Genomic DNA, 20983 nt, shown 5'->3' on the forward strand with positions numbered 1-20983 from the left:
GGTTTTCCCATTGTTGGATTTTCCCTTATCTGGAGAACAGCCAATTGAAATAACCTGAAAAGCTTTTTACTATAAACTTTTGATTTGTCCTTTGATGCCAGTATTCCAGAATTTTCCTTCTATCATCTTTGGCACGACGTGACCAGACTATTCTTTTAGCCATTCTTCAGTTCCCCGATCTACTTCTTCATTTGTAAAAAATTCTCCTCCTCTGTATTGCTCTCTTGCTTCATTTATAGCTGAAATCTGTGCCTCATTTAGAACATAATCCTTTTCAATCACCTCTCCAGTTAGCATGTTATAAAGCACTTTCAGTAACTTCACGTTCTCAACTTGCTTTATTTCTGCAATCAATTTCTCCCTTATTTCCATTTTATTCATCTCCATCCTTTTAATTTTTAAAGCAAATTTTAATTTTCTTTATTTTCTCGTGAAAGCAGTAATTGATATTTTTAGTATATCATCTTAAATATAGCAAAAAACATGCTGTAATAATCTCAAAAAAAAGGACACCCGAAGATGTCCTTAATCAAATTATAACCGGTGGCTAATTCTAATTCACGTCAAATCTAAGTCCCACAGAAACATTATGTAGATCTGTAGCCTGATCTTTAAATATTGGGTTGAGATCGTATTTCACGTACAGTGATGTTCCCCCAAAGCCCATGTAACCACTGAGTCCGTAGATAAAATCATTCGTATTGTAATCTCCTTTAAGCTTCTCCTTTACCTTCTCTCCATCTTCTTCATACTTCAGTTTTTGACGTTCTCCCAGGTTTATTCCGGCATACCCCCCAAGTCCTATTTTAAATTGATTTCGGGTAGAGAACCAAACACTTCTTGAAGATTCCACCTTCTTCGACGGACCAAATTCAAAGTGTACCGGAAAAACAAGGTTATCCATCCTAAACTTCGATTTGTCTAACTTCAGCGGAAATTCTTCAAGCGCAGTCACGCCTTCGTCTTCAACAAAATACCGGTTATCTGTAGGTTTCAAGCCATTAAACTGAAATGAAAATCCGTACCTAAGCCTCATAAAATTCGATTTTTCGAACACCCTTGTTCTCCATGCCATCCCAATTTCAAAGAAACGGCTGCCTCCTACTTTGAAGTCTGAATCATTGACCGACTGCCCATCGCTCAAAGCATTATTAAACCCAACCGCCATAATGAGGTGGGTAGAGGTGCGGCTGTACCGGCTCTTGTCAAACCAGTTGTCATCATGCTCATCCTCCTCATCATCTGCATCTTCCCACGTCCATTCATCGGTTGTCTCTTCTCTTGTGAGCAGCGCGATTTGATTATCAATAATAGCCACCCGGTTTTGAATATTCATTGCGTGTTTACGGGCAGCTTCACTTTTAAGTTTTTCCGCTTCTTCCCAGTCAATTTCCTTTGCTTCGGCGCGACGGTTTATGGCCTCCACTTCTTTTTTAAGAGCTTCTTTCTCTTCATTGATGATCTGCTCCTTTTGCTTTTCCAATTGTTCGATCTTTTCAGGATTTGTTTTTTCCTGCGCAACAGCAGGATTCACAACTACCGAACAAAAGATGAGGAACATTAAAAAGATATTTTTTTTCATGGTTCTGGTTTTTATAGGCATTTTTAAAAGCCCGTTAATTGATTGATTGATGAATTATTTGAGATTAAAAATCGCGATTGGCCACTGCCGTTTTAGCTCGTGAAATGCCTTCTTTTACCACCTCAAAGACCTTTTGCCTAAAAGACTGCTCCAGCTCGTATTCTACCTGGTAAAGCAAATCTTTAGAATTTACGGTAAAGATGGTGTCAGCTTTTAATTCGGCCGTTGCCAGCAATAACAGGGCTTCTACCTCATTATCACTCACTGCAGCACGGTTTTCATTTACGGCAACTTCCACATTATCTTCGTCGGAATGGATTTCTTTTAGCGGCTTTTTTTCTTCGGTTGCTTCGGAAAAATTCCCCGAAGCTACCTCGTTTTCTGCTTCAGAAACACTGGCTACAGGGGCCTCAAAAATGGCATTTTTGACAGGTCTTTCTGCGGAAGGTTTTTCTTCCTCTTCTAATTTTTCGTTTTCTTCAGAAGCAGCTATCTGAATCACTTTGGGTTCTGAGGTCTTTTCCTGCAGTACAGGCAGTGCAGAATTTTCCTCAACTACCTGTGGCGCTTCCGAAGTAAAAGGCGAATCAAAGAAAGTGCCCAGCACAAAAAACAAGGCAGCAACGGCTGCAACTGCGGTTATCCACAGCAGGTAAGTCGGTTTTTTTCTTCCTTGCTCCAGGCGCTCTTCCAGCTTTCCCCAGCCGGCGGCCGATGGCTGGATCTCCCGGCTTTCAAGCAGCTTTTTTACGTTATTTTCAAATCTTTCCGGTTCCATATTCTGTCGTGTTTTCATGTTCCAGCTTTTCCTGAAGCATTTTTCGGGCTTTAAATAGCTGTGACTTAGAAGTTCCTTCTGTGATGTTCAGCATTTTTGCTATTTCATGGTGCTTATAACCTTCAACAGCATACATCAAAAACACCATTTTATAACCTTCGGGCAAACCGTCAATCACCTCCTGGATGTGCGCTGCATTGAATTCCGAAGTAAAGCAGTACGAAAAATCTACATTTTCGGGCACCTCATCTTCAGCAAACATGCTGCGTTTATCGGTACGAAGAAAAGAGATAGATTCCCGTACCATGATTTGCCGCATCCAGCCTTCAAAGCTGCCTTCATCCCTAAAATCTTTCAGGTGCGTAAACACCTTGAAAAAGCCGTTGAGCATCACTTCTTCGGCATGATGCAGGTCTTTCACGTACTGCCTGCAAATGCTTAACATCTTCGCCGAATGTTTCTCATAGATCTTTCGCTGCGCCTGCCGGTTTCCCGCGGCTGCACGTTTTATCAAAAGAGCATCGTTCTTAAAGAGTTGAATTACTTTCACCTGCTTAGCTTTTCAAAAGGCCTTCTATTAACATAGACGAGTGAAAGTTACAAAAGGTTGCCTGAGGGTTTAGATTTTTTTAAAAATAAGCTGTGGCAGCTTCATTCAAATCTTCTCAAAAAAGGGAAATCCGCAGGCCTCAGCCCAATAAAAACTGGGAAAAAACTTATCTTAGAGGCTTTTAACATCCCTACAATATGCGCTATTTTTTAAGCTTTTGCTTCCTCTTTATTTACTGCCTCTGCCCCGCTCAGGAACGATTTTTAGACAACATTTTTGAAGTTGATCCCGCCATTACCGAAACTTACGCCACAAAAGATGGTGAAGCTTTGAAACTGGATATTTATACCCCAAAAAATGATACCGCCCGCTCGAGGCCTTTGATCGTTTTTATGCATGGCGGCGGATTCTCTGGCGGCTCCCGCACCCATGAAGATCTGGTAAAGTTTTCGCAACAAGCGGCCCGCAAAGGCTATGTGGCGGTGCAAATCTCTTACCGCCTCACCCGAAAAGACCAGTCTTTTGGCTGTGATTATGAAGCTTCCGGAAAAATAGAAACCTTTCAAAAGGCTGCTGAAGATTTTATGGATGCCGTGCAATTTCTGGTAACAAACGCAGATAAATACCGCATAGACCCCCAACAGATCATTGTGGGCGGCAGCAGTGCCGGTGCCGAAGCTGTTTTAAATGCGGTTTACAACCCCCAGCTTATGTTCAGCGAACCGAATAAATATCAGGATATAGATTTTGACGGGGTTTTCTCCCTGGCCGGCGCCGTTGTTGATGCCCGCTACCTTACCTCAAAAAATGCTGTTCCCGGAGTATTTTTTCACGGCACTAAAGACAATCTTGTGCCCTACGCCACTGCACCGCACCATCTTTGCGAACCTGGTGCGCCCGGTTACCTGATGCTGGACGGCTCAAAAACCATCGTTCAAAAACTGAAAGACCTCAACACCTCCTACCTGTTGTACAGCTTTGAAGGCGGCAAACACGAGCATTCGGGGATGCCCTTTAACGAGCTGGACAACGTTTTTGATTTCTTTCAGCGGGTGTTTCTCAACAACGAACAGCTACAAATGGAAGTTTGGCGCTAACATTTAAAAAGCCTTAAAATGAAAATCTTCACCTATCTTTTTTGCTTTTTCACATTTTTGGGCAGGGCAATCGCCCAGCGACAGGTGCAAAGCCTTAATTCGGCCTGGCGTTTTTCTTCGGAAGTTCAGCCTGAGAAAATTGTGAATATCCCCCATACCTGGAATGCCGAAGATGCTTTTAAAGACGGAAAGGAATATTTCCGCGGAAAAGGCACCTATAAAAAGACCCTCTTTGCCCCTCAAAAATGGCAAAATAAACAGGTGTTTCTGAAGTTTGAAGGTAGCAACCAGGTGACCGAAGTTTTTGTAAACGGTACTTCTGCCGGAAAACACATTGGCGGCTACACCGGATTTGTCATTGATATTTCTGAAGAATTGAAGTTGGCTTCCGAAAATGAGCTGAAAATAGTTGTTGACAACAGCCACGACACCAATATTCCGCCGCTGGATGCCGATTTCAATTTTTACGGCGGAATTTATCGTGATCTTGAACTAATTATCATCGATAAACTCCACTTTGAACTGGAAAATGCCGCTGCAGGAAATATTTTGGTTCGTACGCCCCAAGTTTCAGAAGAAAAAGCCCTGGTACAGGTAGAAGCCAGAGTGGTAAATGACGGTGAAGCTTTCAGAAATGCCACTGTGGCATTAGAAATATTGGATCCCAATGCTAAAAAATTAAAAACACTCACTAAAAAAATCAGGCTAAAAGCAAAGGAGTCAAAAAATGTCATTTTTGAAACCTCAGTAAAAAACCCCGCCCTATGGTCTCCCCAAGATCCGCAGCTTTACAGCTTTGAGATCAGTTTAGCGAGCGGAAATCCTTCAGAAAAGCTGGATGAATTCAGCTCTAAATTCGGATTTCGCTGGTTTGAAGCCGATCCCGAAAAAGGCTTTTACCTGAATGGAAAAACTATCAAACTTATTGGTGCAAACCGACATCAGGATCTACAAGGACTGGGAAATGCGCTTCCCAACACCATTCACAAGAGCGATTACAGGCTGATCAAAGAAATGGGGGCGAATTTTGTGCGAACTGCTCATTACCCACAAGACCCCGAAGTTTACAGGATCTGTGACGAGCTGGGGCTTATCGTGTGGTCTGAAGTGCCGGTAATCAATGATGTTACCGCGACAGACGAGTATCACAACGTGGCCCTGCAAATGCAGAAGGAGCAGATTCAGCAGTTTTTCAACCACCCTTCGGTGATCTTCTGGGGTTATATGAACGAGATCTTTATCAGGCTGGTTTTCAACAACGAGATGACGGAAAGCGAAAAAGAAGATAAAATTGAAACTTCTGTAGCCCTGGCCAAAAAGCTTGAAAAGCTCACCAAAAATCTCGATCCTCACCGGCTAAGCGTGATGGCCCTGCACGAAAATGAGCTCTATAATACTTCGGGGATTGCCGATATCCCCGATGTAATTGGCTGGAACCTTTATTTTGGCTGGTATTCACCGGGACTTGAAAACTTCGGGAAATTTCTTGATGAGCAGCACGAACGCTATCCAAACCGGCCACTTATCATTTCGGAATACGGGCCGGGCGGCGATGTGCGTATCCAGACAGAAGATCCAAAACCCTGGGATTACAGTGAAGCCTATCAGTTAAAATTACACCGCAGCTACATCAACCAGGTGCTTGCCCGCGATTATGTAGTAGGAATGGCGGCCTGGAATTTCGCCGATTTTGGTTCGTCTTTCAGGCAGGACGCCATTCCGTACATCAACCAAAAAGGCCTGCTGAATTTTGACCGCAGTAAAAAAGATATTTACTATTACTACCAGGCGAGACTGGTCGATGAATCCATGATCTATATTGCCGGTGAGAATTATGAACAAAAATTTCCGAAGAGCGAAAACCACCAAATCAGCATTACGGTATTTTCGAATGCTGAAAAAGTGGACCTAAACATCAATGACAGCCTTAAAATTTCTTCGGAAGTAACCGACGGAATCTCATTTTTCGACCTAAAACTTCCTGAAGGAACTCACCGGCTCACTGCCACCACAGGCGACATCTCCCATTCCAGAACCATCCATGTGCTCCCCAGAAAAGACCTGCTGAAAAAACTCAAAACTCAAGATTTGACCATCAACGTGGGCACACATGTGAACTACAAAGACCCTGTAACAAAAGAAATCTGGATGAGCGACCAGCAGTATGAACCGGGCGGCTTTGGTTATGTGGGCGGTGAGGTATACCAAAAATCGGCTGCCAAGTTCCAGGGCACGGCTTCAGATATTCAGGGAACCGGGAACGATCCGCTGTTCCAAACCATGCGCGAAAGCATTGAAGCCTATAAATTCGATGTAGAAGCAGGTACCTACAGAGTCACCTTATTGTTTGCAGAACCCGAGTTCAATGCTTCCGAAGAGAACATTTACAACCTCAACACTTCCGAAGAAAAGAAACCGGAAGGAGTGCGGAGTTTTGATGTGAAGGTTAACGGAAAAATTGTTTCTGAAGACCTTAACCTGGCACGCGATTACGGCCGAATTCGCGCTGTAGAAATTTCTTATACGGTGAAGACAGAAAAAGGGATTGCGATCGAATTTTCTGAAAATGCAGGAAAATCGCTGCTTTCTGGAATTAAACTGGAAAAATTATAACTGAATGTTTGAATCAATTTTAAAACCCGGCTTCCAAAAATGGCATTTTAAATACCTTTTTTGGAAGCTAAGCTACTTTCATTTACAGTTTTCATAAGCTTCAGTTTAAAATTAGGTTTCAAAATGACCTGCACGGGTTGCCGCTAAAAAAAAGCCCTGTTCCGCTTCCGCAGCAACAGGGCTCTGTAAATTTAATTCATTGGTATTATTCTACCACGGTAAAAGTGCCGTCAAAATCACTGTTAGAGCTACCTGCCACAAAGAAGTCAAATTCTCCCGGTTCATATACATATTCCAAAGACCCGTTGTAAAACTTTAGGTCTTCTACAGTGACCGGAAATTCAACAGTCATAGATTCTCCCGGTTTCAGCTCGATCTTTTTGAAAGCAATAAGTTGCTTTTTTGGAGGGGTAAGGCTTCTCACTTTGTCGTGAATATAAAGCTGTACAACTTCTTTACCTACTTTTTTCCCGGTGTTGGTCACGGTGGTGCTAATGATAATTTCTTCGTCTGCACGCAAATTTTCGCTGCTGGCTTTACTTTTACCGTACTCAAAACTGGTGTAGCTCAACCCGTAACCAAACGGCAACAGCGGGGAATTGACCACATCGAGATAATTCGATTTAAACTTTTCAAATTCTTCTGAAGCAGCAGGTCTTCCGGTAATTCTTTCCCCGTAATACACAGGGATTTGCCCTACGTTTCTAGGCCAGCTCATCGTTAGTTTTCCTGAAGGGTTTACATCTCCAAAAACCACATCGGCAATAGCGTTTCCTGCTTCCACACCCGGGTGCCAAACCTGCAGGATGCTTAGGGGCATCTCCATTTCTTCGGAAATATCAAGGGGGCGACCGCTCATAAGCACAAGGGCAACAGGCTTTCCGGTAGCAACAAGTTCTCTAATTAGCCTTTTTTGGCTCTCCGGAATCTGAATGTTGGTACGGCTGGCCGCTTCCCCACTCATTTCGCTGGCTTCTCCCACCACAGCTACAATTACATCGGCAGCTTTGGCAACTTTTAAGGCTTCCTGAAGCAATTTTTCGGGAGAGCGATTGGAAATCTCTACTTTGGGGCCAAATACATTTACTTTTTTCGCATAAGCCGTATCGTTGGTGATGTTCGCACCTTTAGCATAAGTGATTTTCGCCTTTGGCGCTACATTTTTAAAACCTTCAAGTACGGGAACCGAAAGTTTGAAGTCTCCGGTTGGAGCCCAGGTTCCAAGCATATTTGTTTGATCATCGGCCAACGGACCAATGAGTGCGATTTTTGCCTTTTTTGACACCGGTAGTACCTGGTTGTGATCTTTCAGTAAAACAAAAGACTGGGTTGCTGCAAGACGTGCCAGCTGCCTGTTCCCTGCCGTCAAAATATCTTTTTCGGGCCTGCTTGCATCTGAATATCTGTAAGGATCATCAAGTAAACCTAATTTATGCTTGGCTTCAAGGATACGACGGGCGGCAGTAGTGATCTCTTCTTCGGAAACCCTTCCTTCATCTACAGATTTTTTCAGGGTTGTTAAGAATCCTTCGCCAACCATGTCCATATCCAAACCTGCTTTTAAAGCCATTGCCGATACATCCTGAAGGTCTCCCATTCCGTGGGCGATCATCTCGTTTACCGAAGTATAATCTGAAACTACAAATCCGTCAAAGCCCCATCTTTCGCGAAGCAGGTCGGTAAGCAGCCATTTGTTCCCGCTTGCCGGCACTCCGTCAATATCGTTAAAAGAAGTCATTACACTACCCACGCCGGCATCTACAGCAGCTTTGTAAGGCGGCAGGTATTCATTGAACATCTTGGTGCGGCTCATGTCTACGCGGTTATAATCGCGACCCCCTTCGGGAGCGCCATACAGCGCAAGGTGTTTAACGGTTGCCATCATGGTTTGAGGTTGCGTAAGATCATCCTGCTGGTAACCTTCTACCATAGCAATCGCAATTTGAGAACCTAAATATGCATCTTCACCGGCACCTTCGGCTACACGGCCCCATCTTGGATCGCGGGAAATATCTACCATAGGAGAAAAGTTCCAGTTGATCCCATCAGCAGTAGCTTCTTTAGCAGCTACTTTGGCTGTTTCTTTTATCAACTCCATATCCCAGCTGGAAGAAAGCCCCAGCGGAGTAGGAAAAGTTGTTTTGTAACCATGAATAACATCTGACCCGATAAGCAGCGGAATTCCCAGGCGCGAGTTTTTAACTGCAATTTCCTGGGCCTGGCGCACCCTCTCTGGACTCGACACTCCAAATACACCACCTACCTGACCGGCCTTGATCTTGGCTTCAACATCTTCACTCACTACAGATCCTGTAGCTACTCCGCCACCGGGAGTGAGCAGGTTGAGCTGCCCTATTTTTTCTTCTAAAGTCATTTTCTCAAGGAGGGCCTCCACCTGCGGAATTCTTTCCTGTGCCTGGAGATATGAAAGTCCCATAAAAAACAAAAATGCGACTGAAAGATTAATTTTTCTCATTCTTATATTCTTTAAAAATTATTAAATTGTCTATTCTTACTTTACTTCCCGGATCTCAGTTTTTTCTGAAATCCCGTTCTCATTAAATGCTTCAATACTGAAGTAATACGTGGTACCCTTATCAAGATTCCGCATAAAATGTTCGTTTTCACCGTAAATCAACCACGACTGGTATAATTTATCGGGCGCTATTCCCCAGCGAATAGTGTAACCCTGGGCACCTTTCACCGGCCCCCACTTAAAGGCAGCATCTCTTCGGTCTTCCTGGCGGTTTATAGTAAAACATTTGACTTTTGCCGGTTTCTTACCCAATCCTTTTCCAAACACCCTGATTTCAGAAAGAGCCAGATTGTTCCCCGGAACTTCTATGTTGTTATAGCGCACGTATTTTGCCTTTACAGGCTCATTTAGCGGCAGGTAAGCGTTTGGCGCATCTATATAGCTATTACTTCTATCTACGACTGTTTTCCAGTCTTTTCCATTTTCTGAAACTTCAAGGGTAAACCTATGTCTTAAGCCTTCGGTACGGGTATAAATGCCTGAGTCTTCATCATGAAAATTCAGCTGAAAAGCGTAAATATTTCCGGGAGCCAGCATTTCTATCTCCACCCATTGTTCCTCATCATTGGCTTCAGCAACCCAGAAAGATTTAGGGCTTTCATCTGTAAGCACTTTAGAGATGATCTCTCCGTCGCTGTTCTTTTCGAGCGGCATTTCGGTGATATCAAAATCGCCATCGGTAGAGGTGCTCTTCCGAATTTGCATTTGCGAAGAGGAAACTGTCGCTTTCCCATTGTAAGAAAGCAACATCCAGCCGGTATGCTGGCCTGCTTTAGTAGGATGACTAGGCGCATGTAATGGATAATCTCCATAGCTGGTGTTGGTATACATCAAACCTTCATCATCAAAGTAAGTTGGCCACATGGCCAGCCGCCGCTCCCAGTGAGAATTTGAAGCCAGGGCCATAGTTGCAAAATGCCAGTACTGTCCATTGGTTTGTTTTACTGTAATCCCGTGACCGGCACCATTGGCGAACCCACCGGGCTTAAAACTGTAGGGGTTGTTCTTCATGTATTTGAAGGGGCCCAGTGGGGTTTCACCAACGTAAGCTGCATCGGCATATACATTGAATTGGGTGCCCGGCGCAGCATACTGCAGGTAATATTTGCCGTTGTGTTTTGTCATGGAAGCACCTTCCATATAGCCTTCCTTTAAAGTTGGATGGAAATTATTTTCACCAAATCGCTCCCAGCCGTGCTCTTCTTCAACCAGGTTGATCAATTCTTTTTCAACACCGGTTTCAAGAAAACGATCATCTTTATCTAACATCTTCACCTTAAGCGGGTAAACATTTGAGGAACCCCAGTAGAGATAGGCCTTGCCGTCATCATCTATGAACAATTCGGAATCCTGGATATTACTGGTAATGGAAGCCGTGGGCGTCCAGTTTCCACTTTTTGGATCATCGGTATATAAAATACTTCCGTAGCCCGCAGGATCTCCGGCGAAATACACCAGCGAATCTTTGTAATTAAAAGCGGTGGGCGCATTGGAGCCTTCAAAAAACCACTGTTTTGGTTTAATGAATTCCCAGTTAACCAGGTCTTTTGAATGCCAGTAACCAAAGGAGCGGGTGACAAACATGTAATATTCCCCTCGGAATTCAATTACCGCAGGATCTGCACCCGAACGATAAGAAATATTCTTGCTGGAATTATAAACCATATAGGAGTAGTCAATATCCAGCGGATTGATATAGGTTTTAGGTACTTCTTCCTGCGAGTGCGCAAAGAAGCTGAAGAATACGGCTACTGCTGTGGTAATGTGGGTGAACCCTTTCATTTATCTAATCATTTTTTGATGAGAAAATAACCAGGGCAGAAGATAAGGTTCAGAAAAAGCCGAATCCCAGCTGTTGTGGTTATCATTTGGATAAAGGGACAGTTTTGCATTACCGCCGGCCGTGTTGATCTCGCGGGCCATGGTCTTTGAAAGTTCGGCAGGAACTACATTGTCCTGTTCGCCGTGAAAGATCCAGATATTAAATCCTTCAGGATATTTTTTAACGATGCCGGGATCTGCGCCGCCACAAATAGCAAAAGCCGCGGCAAAGGTTTCGGGCATTCTGGAAAGGATCTCGTAGGTCCCCATTCCTCCCATTGAAAGTCCGCCCACATAAATCCGGTCTTTATTGATATAATCTTCCGAAGTAACAGAATTCAGAAGAGCCATCACCAAATGTAGGGCTTTGGTAGGCTCCTCCTCGTTCTTAAAATTAAATTCCAAAGGAGTTTTATTTCGCTCAACCTCCACTTTTGCCCAATAATCTTCTTTTGGGGCCTGCGGAAAAATAACCACAGCCGGAAAATCTTCCCGGTTTGCCTCTTTCAGGAATAAATCGCTCCCGTGCACGAGTTGCGCTTCATTATCGCTTCCCCTTTCTCCCGCGCCGTGTAAAAAAAGCACTAACGGATACTCTTTTTCTTCGGAAAAGTTCTTCGGAAAGAGAATGCGATAGTTTAAAGTATCGTTTTGCTGAATAAACTGCTTTTTTTGAAACTCTGACCGCTCCTGGGCCATTCCTGAAGCTGAAATAAGCATAAAAAAGCCTGCGAACAGAAGAAAATTAAGGGAAATGTTATTTTTCATAATTGTAATATTTAAAGCTGACAGATAATAAAAAAACCTGTTCTAAAAATGTCATTTTTGGATGGTAAAATCCAGTTTTTTCAATCCTTCCTGTATTTCGGGAGCCTGCATAAAAAGATCCCAAATAAGTCCAGACCGATAATTCTCAATCATAACCACCTGCGGCCCCTGGTCTATTGCAAGGTAATAAGGTGCCACCCAATCTTCACCCTCAAGGCTGTAGGCGTCATAAAATCCTGCAGGTCCCCACAATAACTCATGCAAATCTTCATAAAAATACCTCATGGCATCCAAAGATTTCTCTGGGGTGTAAGGGAGTGAACTAATGGCCGCAGTTGGCGAAACCACGCCACGGTCATCATCGGGTGAGTGTGCGGAATATCCTATACCATCGTCTTCATTTCGGGTGTAGCTGGCGGTAAGGCCCCAGGAATTCTTGCTGTAAGTTTCAAAATCTTTCGGATTTTCCAGGGCATATTCAAAATTGATGAGGCTGTGGTTTACATTCACATCCCAGTAATTGGCATACCGGTCGCTAAGCCCTTTCGGATTTAACCCAAGGTAGGAATAATGTGCCCAGAAAAGGGGACCACCCCTATTTCCGGAAGTGTTGTGCTTCAGAATTAGCGGCAAACCATAAGCTTCTTCTTCAGAAACAATTTCACCGCCCCTGGCCCAGCCCTCGTGATAGGCTGCAGGTTCAATTGCGTGGCCTGGTGACGAAGCCGCCATGATATAGGTGATCAAACATTCATTATAACCTTCTATCATAAAATCCATCTCCCATTCATACACAGGCGACCAGTGCCAGTAGATCCCGTTCTTGTTATTGGTGTACCAATTCCATTCGATGCCTTTCCAGAGGTCGTCGTACTTTTTGGCTACGGTCTGTTCTGCTTCAGTGCCATTTTTGAGATACTCTCTTACCACAATAAATCCCTGCGCGAGAAAGGAAGTTTCCACAATATCACCACCATTATCTTTTTTCCCGAAGGCCTGGGTGTCGCCGGTCTCCCCGTTGATCCAATGCGGCCATGCGCCATGGAACCTCGGAGTTTTGTCAAGAAAATCGGCAATCTTATTTAGTCGGGTAACGGCAGAATCCCGAGGGATGAAATTCCTTTCCATTCCTGCCACTATAGCCATGAGCCCAAAGCCTGAACCGCCGGTAGTCACCACATGCGAATCATTGCGCGGGTAATTGCCATCGGGGTGAAAGCGCTCGCGGGCCATGCCGCTGTTGGGTTCGGCATAATCCCAGAAATATTTAAGGGTTTGCTTTTGCACGGTATCCAAAAGTGCCTCTTTTGACAGACTTTTTTGCTGAGATTTATCAGCTGCAAACTCCTGCTCCTTTGTCTGGCCTTCTTTGCAGCCCACACCTAAAAGTAGTAGTAAAATAGCCAGTACAGAATATTGTTTCAGCATTTAATTGTTTTTGTAATTTAATGTGATCTAGTAGCTAAATCCTAGTTTATCAAGTCCCGCCTTAATTTCTTCATTCGCCATAAAAAGCCTCCACGGGAGCCCGGTGCGGTAATTTTCGATCATGGCTACTATTGGTCCTTGATCTATGGCCAGGTACCCGTTAGAAAACCAGTTGTGTTCTTCAGAAAAAGCGTCATAAAATCCATATTCGCCCCAGAGTTCATCATTCAAATCTTCATAAAAATGCCGCAGCGCAGCCATAGATTTTTCCGGTGTATAGGGAAAAGAAGACAAAGCCGCAGTTGGCGTAATGACTCCTAAATCGTTTGTAGGGCTGTGCGCGGCGTAGCCCTGGTGATTATCGGAAGCTGTAAGGCCCCAGGAATTCTCGCCATAGCCTTCAAAATTCTTCGGATTACGGACCGCGTATTCATAGTTGATCAATGTATGATTGGTATTTTGCTGCCAGTAATTGGCGTACTGATCTTCCAGGTTACGCGGATCTAAACCAATGAAGGAATAGTGGCTGAAAAATAGCGGTCCGCCGTAAGATGGCCCCAGGGGCAGGTTTAGGCCGTAATGGTTCCTGTTGGTAAGGATCCCTCCGTTTGAGGCCCAGCCATTGGTGTAAACTTCCGAAGAAATTGGATGTGTTGGCGATGATGCGGCTAAAACGTAAACAATTAAAGATTCGTTCCAGCCTTTAATGGGAAGGCCAATCTCAAATTTATAAGAAGGCGACCAGTGCCAGTAAAGCACATTCTGCCCGTTTGTGTACCAGTCCCACTCTACATTTTCCCACAAAGTGGTAATTCGCTCATCAATTTGGGCGTCGTCGAAATATTCACGGTTGATCAGAAGTCCCTGCATCAAAAATGCCGTTTCCACAAGATCACCGCCGTTATCAAGATTACTAAAAGGTCTTGTTTTTGCGGTATTCCCCATGTACCAGTGAGAGAATGCCCCGTGATAAATAGGGACTTCTTCTAAAAAGGACAAGATCCTGTCCAATCGATCCAAAGCTTCAGCTTCACTAATCCAGCCGCGTTCTACAGCCGTGGGAAATGATGCCAGACCAAAACCTGTGCCCCCGGTGGTGACTATATGCGGAGCATCGCCGCCATAGGCATCATTTTGAGACCTTTCGCGGGCCATGCCGCTGTTGGGTTCGGCAAAATCCCAAAAATAATTGAAAGTGCGCTCCTGCACCAGGTCCAGCAGTTCTTCATCGCTCAATTGTGGTACCGGTTCTTCGCCGTTACCAGGGTCAGGAATGTAGGGTTCCTGATATCCCGGTCCCGAATCATCTGAACATGCAAGGAAAAGCACGACAATATTCAGCAGGGAAAAGTATTTTAGAAGACTTTTCATTTAGTAGGAGTTTGTAAATATTTAGAAAAACACTCCTCAAAAATGGCATTTTTGAGGAGTGTCAAAGCTTATGATCAATTATTCATATCGGCTTCAATTTCCTCTTCTGTTAGCGCAACCCGGTAGAAACGCAGGTCGTCTATAGCACTTTGATCGGAAAGGTGGTTCCATTCCACAAAACGTGGAGCACCAGACATTACCGAAACAAGATCGGCACCGGTCCAGTCAACCCCTCCGGTAACGGGAGCTTCGGTTGCAAGTTCCCCATTGATGTAGATCCTGCTCTTATTTTCGGTGATCACAAATCCAATATGCACCCATTCACCGGCAGCCGGATCTATTAATCCGCCGTCATTCCAGCTATTTCCGTCTCCTGTACCCACACTTGCTTTTATTCGCTGACTGTCGCCAGATGCTTCCCTAAATAACTGAAAGCCTTTGGTGAGGTTATTTTTATTGGCCCCTTCAGGATTTACGGCACTAATGGAAATTATACCCGCACGATCTGGGCTGGCATTGACCTTGTACCAAAAAGTGGCACTAAATTCTTCGTCTAAAAGATTTTGAGAAGGGAAGGTTAGATAAGCTCCATCGGCTCCTTTTAAAGCTTCACTTCCTTCTTTAGCATCCTGCGTAAACTGAGGAGACCCAACCACATTAATGCTTCGGCCGGAGACCTGTTCGTTATAATTTCCATCGAAAGGCAGATAAAGAGATATATCTTCGGAAGGAGGGTTCACCATCAGGCTTACTTCTTCCGCAGTCATTGCCTCATTAAAGATCCTTAGCTCATCGATAAGACTTGTATCTGATTTATGGCCCCAATCACTGAAGTTGAGCCCTGAGCCTATCACAAGGTTTTCAACACCTGTCCAATCTATAGCAACATTATCAACCGTAGTAGCTCTTACGAGTACGCCATTAAAATAAATTGCTGTTCCTGTTGGGGAAACCGTAACGGTAATGTGCGTCCATTCGGGTTCTACGGTAGAAATAGTACCGCCATCGTTCCAGATATCACTCTCACCGGTACCTACATTTAATTTCACTACCTGGGCATCGGCGCCAGCAGGTTCTCTAAATAACCTGAAGCCCTGATTTCTATCACTGTCATCGGTCGCTGTTAAAATTCCCGCTCTCTCGGTGCTGGGATCGATCTTGTACCAAAAAGCAAGAGTGAACTCATCTTCTAATTCAGCAAGAGGTATAGTGAGGTAAGAATCTACAGTCCCCTCATAGGAGCCTGTTCCTTCTTTGGCTTCATCTGAAAACCCCGGGTCTCCAACCTGAGTGGGCTCTTCCAGCTCTATAAGCTCCATAAAGCTTTTATCAAAAGCCATGTAGAATATCTCGTTTTCAAAAACAGGCGTATATGGAGGTTCTTTGCTGAAGGTTGTGGTTTGTACGGTCTCTTTACCTTCAATATCTGTAGCCCTCACGGTGACAGTATGTTCACCCATTGAAAGCCCTTCAAAAGTGACCTTTTTGAGTGCTATACGGTAATCGGTAAATTCGGTGAAGGTTTCTACCTCCTGCCCATCTACAAGAACCACGATCTCCTGAATCTCTATGTCATCTTCAACCGCAAGATCTATGGTAATATTAGAAAGCTCTGAAGCTTCTTTGATCACGGTTCCCTGCTGGGGGTATTTTATATTGACTTGTGGAGCTCCTTCATCCTGCCCTGGTTCTACCTTTGTGATAGGATCAATCCCTTCGCGCTCACAACCTGCCAGGATAAACAAGAAGGCAAGAAAGCCAAAAATTCTGATATTTAAATTTTTCATTTTTACCTGTTTAAAGTTGATAATACATCATTAAGTGCCGTATTAGTATCTACGTTGGTAGCTTCTAAAGGTAAGGCGTCAACCTGTGCCTGTGGGTAAGGCAGGTACTCATCGGCGGCGGTGAATGTTCTGCCATCGTAGCTTAGTTCCTGGTATTTGTCAAGACGAATCATATCGTAATACCTTATTCCCCATTCCATAGCAAGTTCGGCAAATTTTTCATCGAGCACCTGTTCAGTAGTCACCCCTGATAGTGCCGGCATATCGGCACGTTCCCTCACCAGGTTTACGGCCTCATCGGCAGGAATTGCTGTAGCACTGGCACCTCTTGTCACTGCTTCGGCATACATAAGCAGGATCTCGGCATATCTTATCACGATAAAGTTCTTACCGGCCCCGTAGTTATTACGCCCATCGGTAAGTTGCACAGAGGGCAGGTAATGTTTACCACTGGCAAAATTTGCTCTTACATAATTGTTGATCACATCATCGGAAGGAGTCACATTGCTAACAAACGCAGGGATGGTATAACCCTCTGCCTGAAGTTCTGCGATCCCTTCAGGAGTGAATAACACGCTGGTTTCAAGACGTACGGTTTCATTCCTGTCAATCATGAAGCCAATGAACTTGTTGCTTGGCTCATAGAATCCCCATCCAGCCTCGGCGTTGTCTCTCGCAGGATCCCAGTTTTGTGGACCGAAAGGCGCATAAAGGTGGTAAAAAGCCTCTCCCGACTCAGATCCATAATCTGAATATTGGAACTCAAGTAAACTTTCGTTGCTCAATTCTCCCGGCTTCTTAAACAGCTGATAAAAATCGGGGTAAAGAGAAAACAAGCCTGAATTTATAATAGCACCTGTAGCATCGGCCACGCCCTGGTAATTCTGAAGTTCCTGTTCAGAAAGGGCTTTCATAGCATAAGCGGTGTAACGGGTAATTCCTCCCGGCAGGTCTGTGCGTTGATTTGGTCTTGCATCTGGAAGAAGCGGTATCACTTCATCCATTTCATTGGAGATAAACTGCATCACTTCATCTTTTGTCGCTACTCCCTGCTCCAGTTCGGCTTCAGGTTGATTTGAAGTAATGATGAAAATATCTTCCCAGTTCCTGGCAAGATTGAAATGAAGCCATGCTCTTATCACTTTTATTTCAGCTATGTACTGCTCGCCACGGGCAAAATCTGCTTCATCGGCGTATTCCATGAAATTCTCGATCTGCAAGATGGCAGTATTCATGTTGATGATGTCATTGTAATGAGAATTCCATACCTGGTTGTACATCCAGAAATCTTTATTGTAATTGAAAAGATCGGTTTCGGTATAAAGGGGCTGGTCACCCAACCCTCCAGAATTCACATCATCACCACGAACCCCCAATAGCAAAGGTTCTTCCCAGCCAAGACTGCTAATTTCATAATAGGCACCAATTAGAGGGTCTATCATTTGGCTGGCATCGGTATAATCAATGTCTCCTGTATTGAGCTGACCTTCCTGTGTATCGAGTTTATCGGAACAGGAGCTTACTGCCAGTGCCAAAACCAGTACAGAAAGACGGATAAATATATTTTTTGAAGTTTTCATTTCGTCTGTCAATTAAAATTTAACATTTATTCCCACTGTATAGATTGATGGCACCGGATAGGTTTGTCTATCTACACCATCGGGCACTTCAGGAGTAAATCCGTTATAGTCGAAGAAAGAGAAAGGCCTTTCAGCAGTAACATATACCCGCATCCACGGTAAATCTTCCTGTTCTACAGTATAGCCCAGTTGTATGGTTTGAATTCTGAAGAAATCTCCATCCTCAACCCAAAAATCACTTAGGCGCTGGTTCCATGCCTTGCGCATTCCGGCAGCAGAAGGATAATTATTACTTGTGCCTTCCCCATGCCACCTGTTAATGGCAAGATCGGCATCCATATTGGTATCATTGGTAAAAATAATTTCCCCTCTTCTTCGGTTAAGGATTTTATTCCCGGCCTGTCCATAAAAGCTCATGGAAAAATCTAAAGCTTTGTAGTTCATTGCAATATTTCCTCCGTAAGTGAAATCGGGCAGGAATGATCCTAATACCACCCTGTCTTCATCGGTAATCATGCCGTCGTTGTTTTGATCTCTGTATATAAGATCTCCGGGAACAAGGTTATTACTTACTGCAATAGGATCTGCATCGATTTGCGCCTGGTTTTGATAAACCCCCACTCTTTCATAGCCATAGAATCCAAAAAGAGGACCGCCTTCAATAGTTCTTTGACGGAATTCTGCCGATCCGGAATCAATGTACCCTCTATCATCTTCAATTTGGGTAGCTTCATTTTTAAGGGTGGTGAAGTTTGCTCCTATAGAAAATTCAAAATCTTCTCCAATGTTTCCGAAGTAGTTACCACTGAATTCAAGACCCTGGTTTCTGATTACTCCAGAATTCCTCTCAATGCTTTGGTCTACAATAGGAATATAAACCGGAAGAATGGCATTTTCGGTATCCCTGATGTAATAATCGGCAGTAAGAGACAACCTGTTTTCCAGAACTTCAAGATCAACCCCAAAGTTAAGTTCTTCTATGACCTCCCAGGTGTTATTTGAAAAAACGCTGGTAGAGACAATCCCTGTGCGCGGGTTATCGCCAAAAGGTGCAGAAACCACATCAATAGTATTAGAACCGGCACTGGCAGCAACATTGTCATTACCAAGTTTACCCCAGGCAGCACGTAATTTCAGGAAATCAATTACGCCTACATTATCCATAAAATTTTCTTCGGAAATTACCCAACCTAAACCAACTGAAGGGAAATAACCCCATGGATCTAGTGTAAATTTGGAAGATCCGTCGGCCCTGAAGGTTCCATAAAGCAGGTACCTGTCCATAAAGCTGTAGGAAACCCTTCCAAAATAGGACATCCCGTAATATCTTTTTCCTATTTCTTTCACGTTATTATTGAAAGACTCGGGATCGGCAAAATCTAAGTACCAGCTCGACTCCAGGCCTATACCCCTGATTCTTTCTCCGGTTACTTCAAGTTCATTTACAGCCTCATCTCTAAAAGAAGTACCTACCATAGCTGTAAACCTGTGGTCACCAATATGATCTTTATAGGTTAAAACATTATCCCAGTACTGGTTGGAGAAAGAGTTGTTTTCCCTCTTTATTGAAGATTGAACCTCATAGTTGTTCCCCAGGGTATATGGAAGGTTCACATAACGCTCTTCTAAAGCCGAGAAGTTATGACTGTAAGTGGTCTTTATATCCAGCTTATCTTCAATAATCTCATATTGAAAATCCATAGTAGCCAACAACTTCCTGATCTTTAGACGATCTTCATTGAATTTGGTGATTGGAAGCGGGTTTTGGGTATTCCTGTAACCCAAAAGCTGGGCATTGGCATATCTCACAGGCGAAGCTGCCGTGTTAAGAGGGTCAATAACCGGAAGGATGGGCACCGCGAAATATGCATTAAACCAGGCCGCATTATCGGGCTGAAACTGGGTTGCATTACTAAAGACCATGTTCACGCTGGTTTTAAACCTGTCGGTAATATCAACATCCATCTTAGAACGAATATTGAATCTTTCATACTCATTCTTCATGTCGAGGATACCTTCCTGTGCAAAGTAGTTAGCACCAACCGAATAGGTTACGTTATCTCCCCCACCCGAAACGCCAATACTGTGACTTTGAATAAGGCCTTCTCTCAAAATCTCATCATACCAGTCGGTATTCACATCGGGAACATTGGGGTTAACCCTGCTGCGCCCAAAGCGTTGCATGGCATTAAGAACGAACTGGATATCGGCTTGTGAGCCTGACTCGTACACCATAGTGGTAAACTGTTCGGCATTAGCCATTTTAACCACATCCTGAGCCCTCTGCACCCCGGTATAACCATCATATTCAAACTGGGGCTTCTGGTTTATACGACCAGATTTGGTTTCTACAATAATCACCCCGTTTGCAGCTCTCACCCCGTAAATGGCTGAAGAAGATGCATCTTTTAAAACGTTGATAGATTTGATGTCTTTTGTACTTAAAAAGTCAATGTTGTCATAAAGGGCACCATCAACCACATAAAGAACATTAGTACCACTTGTGTAAGTACCTAAACCTCTCACCCGCACGTTAGGCGAATTACCCGGAGATCCTACAGAAGTGATTTGCACCCCTGCCACTTTTCCCTGTAATGACTGCATGACGTTTGAAGTTGGCGTCTTTTCTATCTCTTCAGACTCAATAGTAACAATAGAACCGGTAAGATCGGCTTTTCTCTGGGTACCATAACCAACTACCACTACCTCGTCTAGGGCAGCAGCGTCTTCCTCTAAAGTAATCTGGTAGTCATTAGCTCCAACTACTGGTAATTCCTGAGGTTTAAATCCCAGGAAAGTAACTCTGAAGGTATCACCTTCAACCACTCCTTCGAGAACAAAATTCCCGTCGAAGTCGGTAATGTCAAAAATATTCTTCCCAATCACCTTCACCTCCGCACCCGGTAAAGGCATACCATCGGCACCAACAATGGTTCCCGAAATAGTTTTTGGTTGTTGAGCAAAGCCTATTCCGCAGAACAGGAGAGCTACAAATGTGAGTAATAATCTAATTTTCATAGGGTAAACCGTTTACAAAATTTGACATGAAAGTACATTACAACCCCGCTACCC

The 20983-nt window shown here is 43.9% G+C and carries 14 protein-coding genes; 2 read left to right on the top strand and 12 right to left on the bottom strand.

The window, feature by feature from the left end; genetic code table 11:
- Positions 1-147: 147 nt before the first annotated feature.
- The 4 genes from VS868_RS03755 to VS868_RS03770 form a co-directional block, all read right to left on the bottom strand.
- Positions 148-387 carry a hypothetical protein gene (locus VS868_RS03755; RefSeq protein WP_345599255.1) on the bottom strand — a complete coding sequence of 80 codons (240 nt, stop codon included), beginning with the start codon at positions 385-387 and terminating at the stop codon, positions 148-150.
- A 166-nt stretch (positions 388-553) separates the two neighbouring features.
- Positions 554-1582 (bottom strand): hypothetical protein, encoded by a 1029-nt coding sequence (locus VS868_RS03760; RefSeq protein ID WP_266069262.1) that lies wholly within the window; start codon positions 1580-1582, stop codon positions 554-556.
- 64 nt (positions 1583-1646) lie between these two features.
- Entirely contained in the window at positions 1647-2378 is a 732-nt protein-coding gene (locus VS868_RS03765) for a hypothetical protein (RefSeq protein WP_345599256.1), read from the bottom strand.
- The gene (locus tag VS868_RS03770) at positions 2341-2910 is read right to left on the bottom strand and encodes an RNA polymerase sigma factor (protein WP_345599257.1); all 570 of its coding nucleotides are present in this window, start codon (positions 2908-2910) and stop codon (positions 2341-2343) included. The genes VS868_RS03765 and VS868_RS03770 overlap by 38 nt, the downstream gene beginning before the upstream one ends.
- Before the next feature lie 197 nt (positions 2911-3107).
- Here VS868_RS03770 and VS868_RS03775 point away from each other — a divergent pair, with 197 nt between their 5' ends.
- Together VS868_RS03775 and VS868_RS03780 are read left to right on the top strand one after the other, a co-directional pair.
- Positions 3108-4007 carry an alpha/beta hydrolase gene (locus VS868_RS03775; protein WP_345599258.1) on the top strand — a complete coding sequence of 300 codons (900 nt, stop codon included), beginning with the start codon at positions 3108-3110 and terminating at the stop codon, positions 4005-4007.
- A gap of 18 nt (positions 4008-4025) precedes the next feature.
- A complete protein-coding gene (locus VS868_RS03780; RefSeq protein ID WP_345599259.1) occupies positions 4026-6620 on the top strand; it encodes a glycoside hydrolase family 2 TIM barrel-domain containing protein in 2595 nt (864 codons plus the stop codon).
- A gap of 205 nt (positions 6621-6825) precedes the next feature.
- Here the strand turns inward: VS868_RS03780 and bglX are convergent, their stop codons facing one another.
- The 8 genes from bglX to VS868_RS03820 form a co-directional block, all read right to left on the bottom strand.
- A complete protein-coding gene (bglX, locus tag VS868_RS03785; protein WP_345599260.1) occupies positions 6826-9096 on the bottom strand; it encodes a beta-glucosidase BglX in 2271 nt (756 codons plus the stop codon).
- A 36-nt stretch (positions 9097-9132) separates the two neighbouring features.
- Positions 9133-10938: a family 43 glycosylhydrolase gene (locus VS868_RS03790; protein WP_266069268.1), complete on the bottom strand. Its 1806-nt coding sequence runs from the start codon at positions 10936-10938 to the stop codon at positions 9133-9135.
- Entirely contained in the window at positions 10939-11745 is an 807-nt protein-coding gene (locus VS868_RS03795; protein ID WP_266069269.1) for a prolyl oligopeptidase family serine peptidase, read from the bottom strand.
- A gap of 51 nt (positions 11746-11796) precedes the next feature.
- Positions 11797-13173, bottom strand: a complete 1377-nt coding sequence (locus VS868_RS03800) for a glucoamylase family protein (RefSeq protein WP_345599261.1) — start codon at positions 13171-13173, stop codon at positions 11797-11799.
- A 27-nt stretch (positions 13174-13200) separates the two neighbouring features.
- Positions 13201-14544 carry a glucoamylase family protein gene (locus VS868_RS03805; RefSeq protein ID WP_345599262.1) on the bottom strand — a complete coding sequence of 448 codons (1344 nt, stop codon included), beginning with the start codon at positions 14542-14544 and terminating at the stop codon, positions 13201-13203.
- Between the two features lie 74 nt (positions 14545-14618).
- Entirely contained in the window at positions 14619-16331 is a 1713-nt protein-coding gene (locus tag VS868_RS03810) for a LamG-like jellyroll fold domain-containing protein (RefSeq protein ID WP_345599263.1), read from the bottom strand.
- Between the two features lie 2 nt (positions 16332-16333).
- Positions 16334-17911, bottom strand: a complete 1578-nt coding sequence (locus VS868_RS03815; RefSeq protein WP_345599264.1) for a RagB/SusD family nutrient uptake outer membrane protein — start codon at positions 17909-17911, stop codon at positions 16334-16336.
- Between the two features lie 12 nt (positions 17912-17923).
- Complete coding sequence (locus tag VS868_RS03820) at positions 17924-20929, bottom strand: TonB-dependent receptor (RefSeq protein ID WP_345599265.1); 3006 nt, start codon at positions 20927-20929, stop codon at positions 17924-17926.
- Positions 20930-20983 lie beyond the last annotated feature (54 nt).

This window comes from Salinimicrobium sp. 3283s (genome assembly GCF_039602225.1).
In the GTDB taxonomy this organism is placed as follows: Bacteria; Bacteroidota; Bacteroidia; order Flavobacteriales; family Flavobacteriaceae; genus Salinimicrobium; species Salinimicrobium profundisediminis.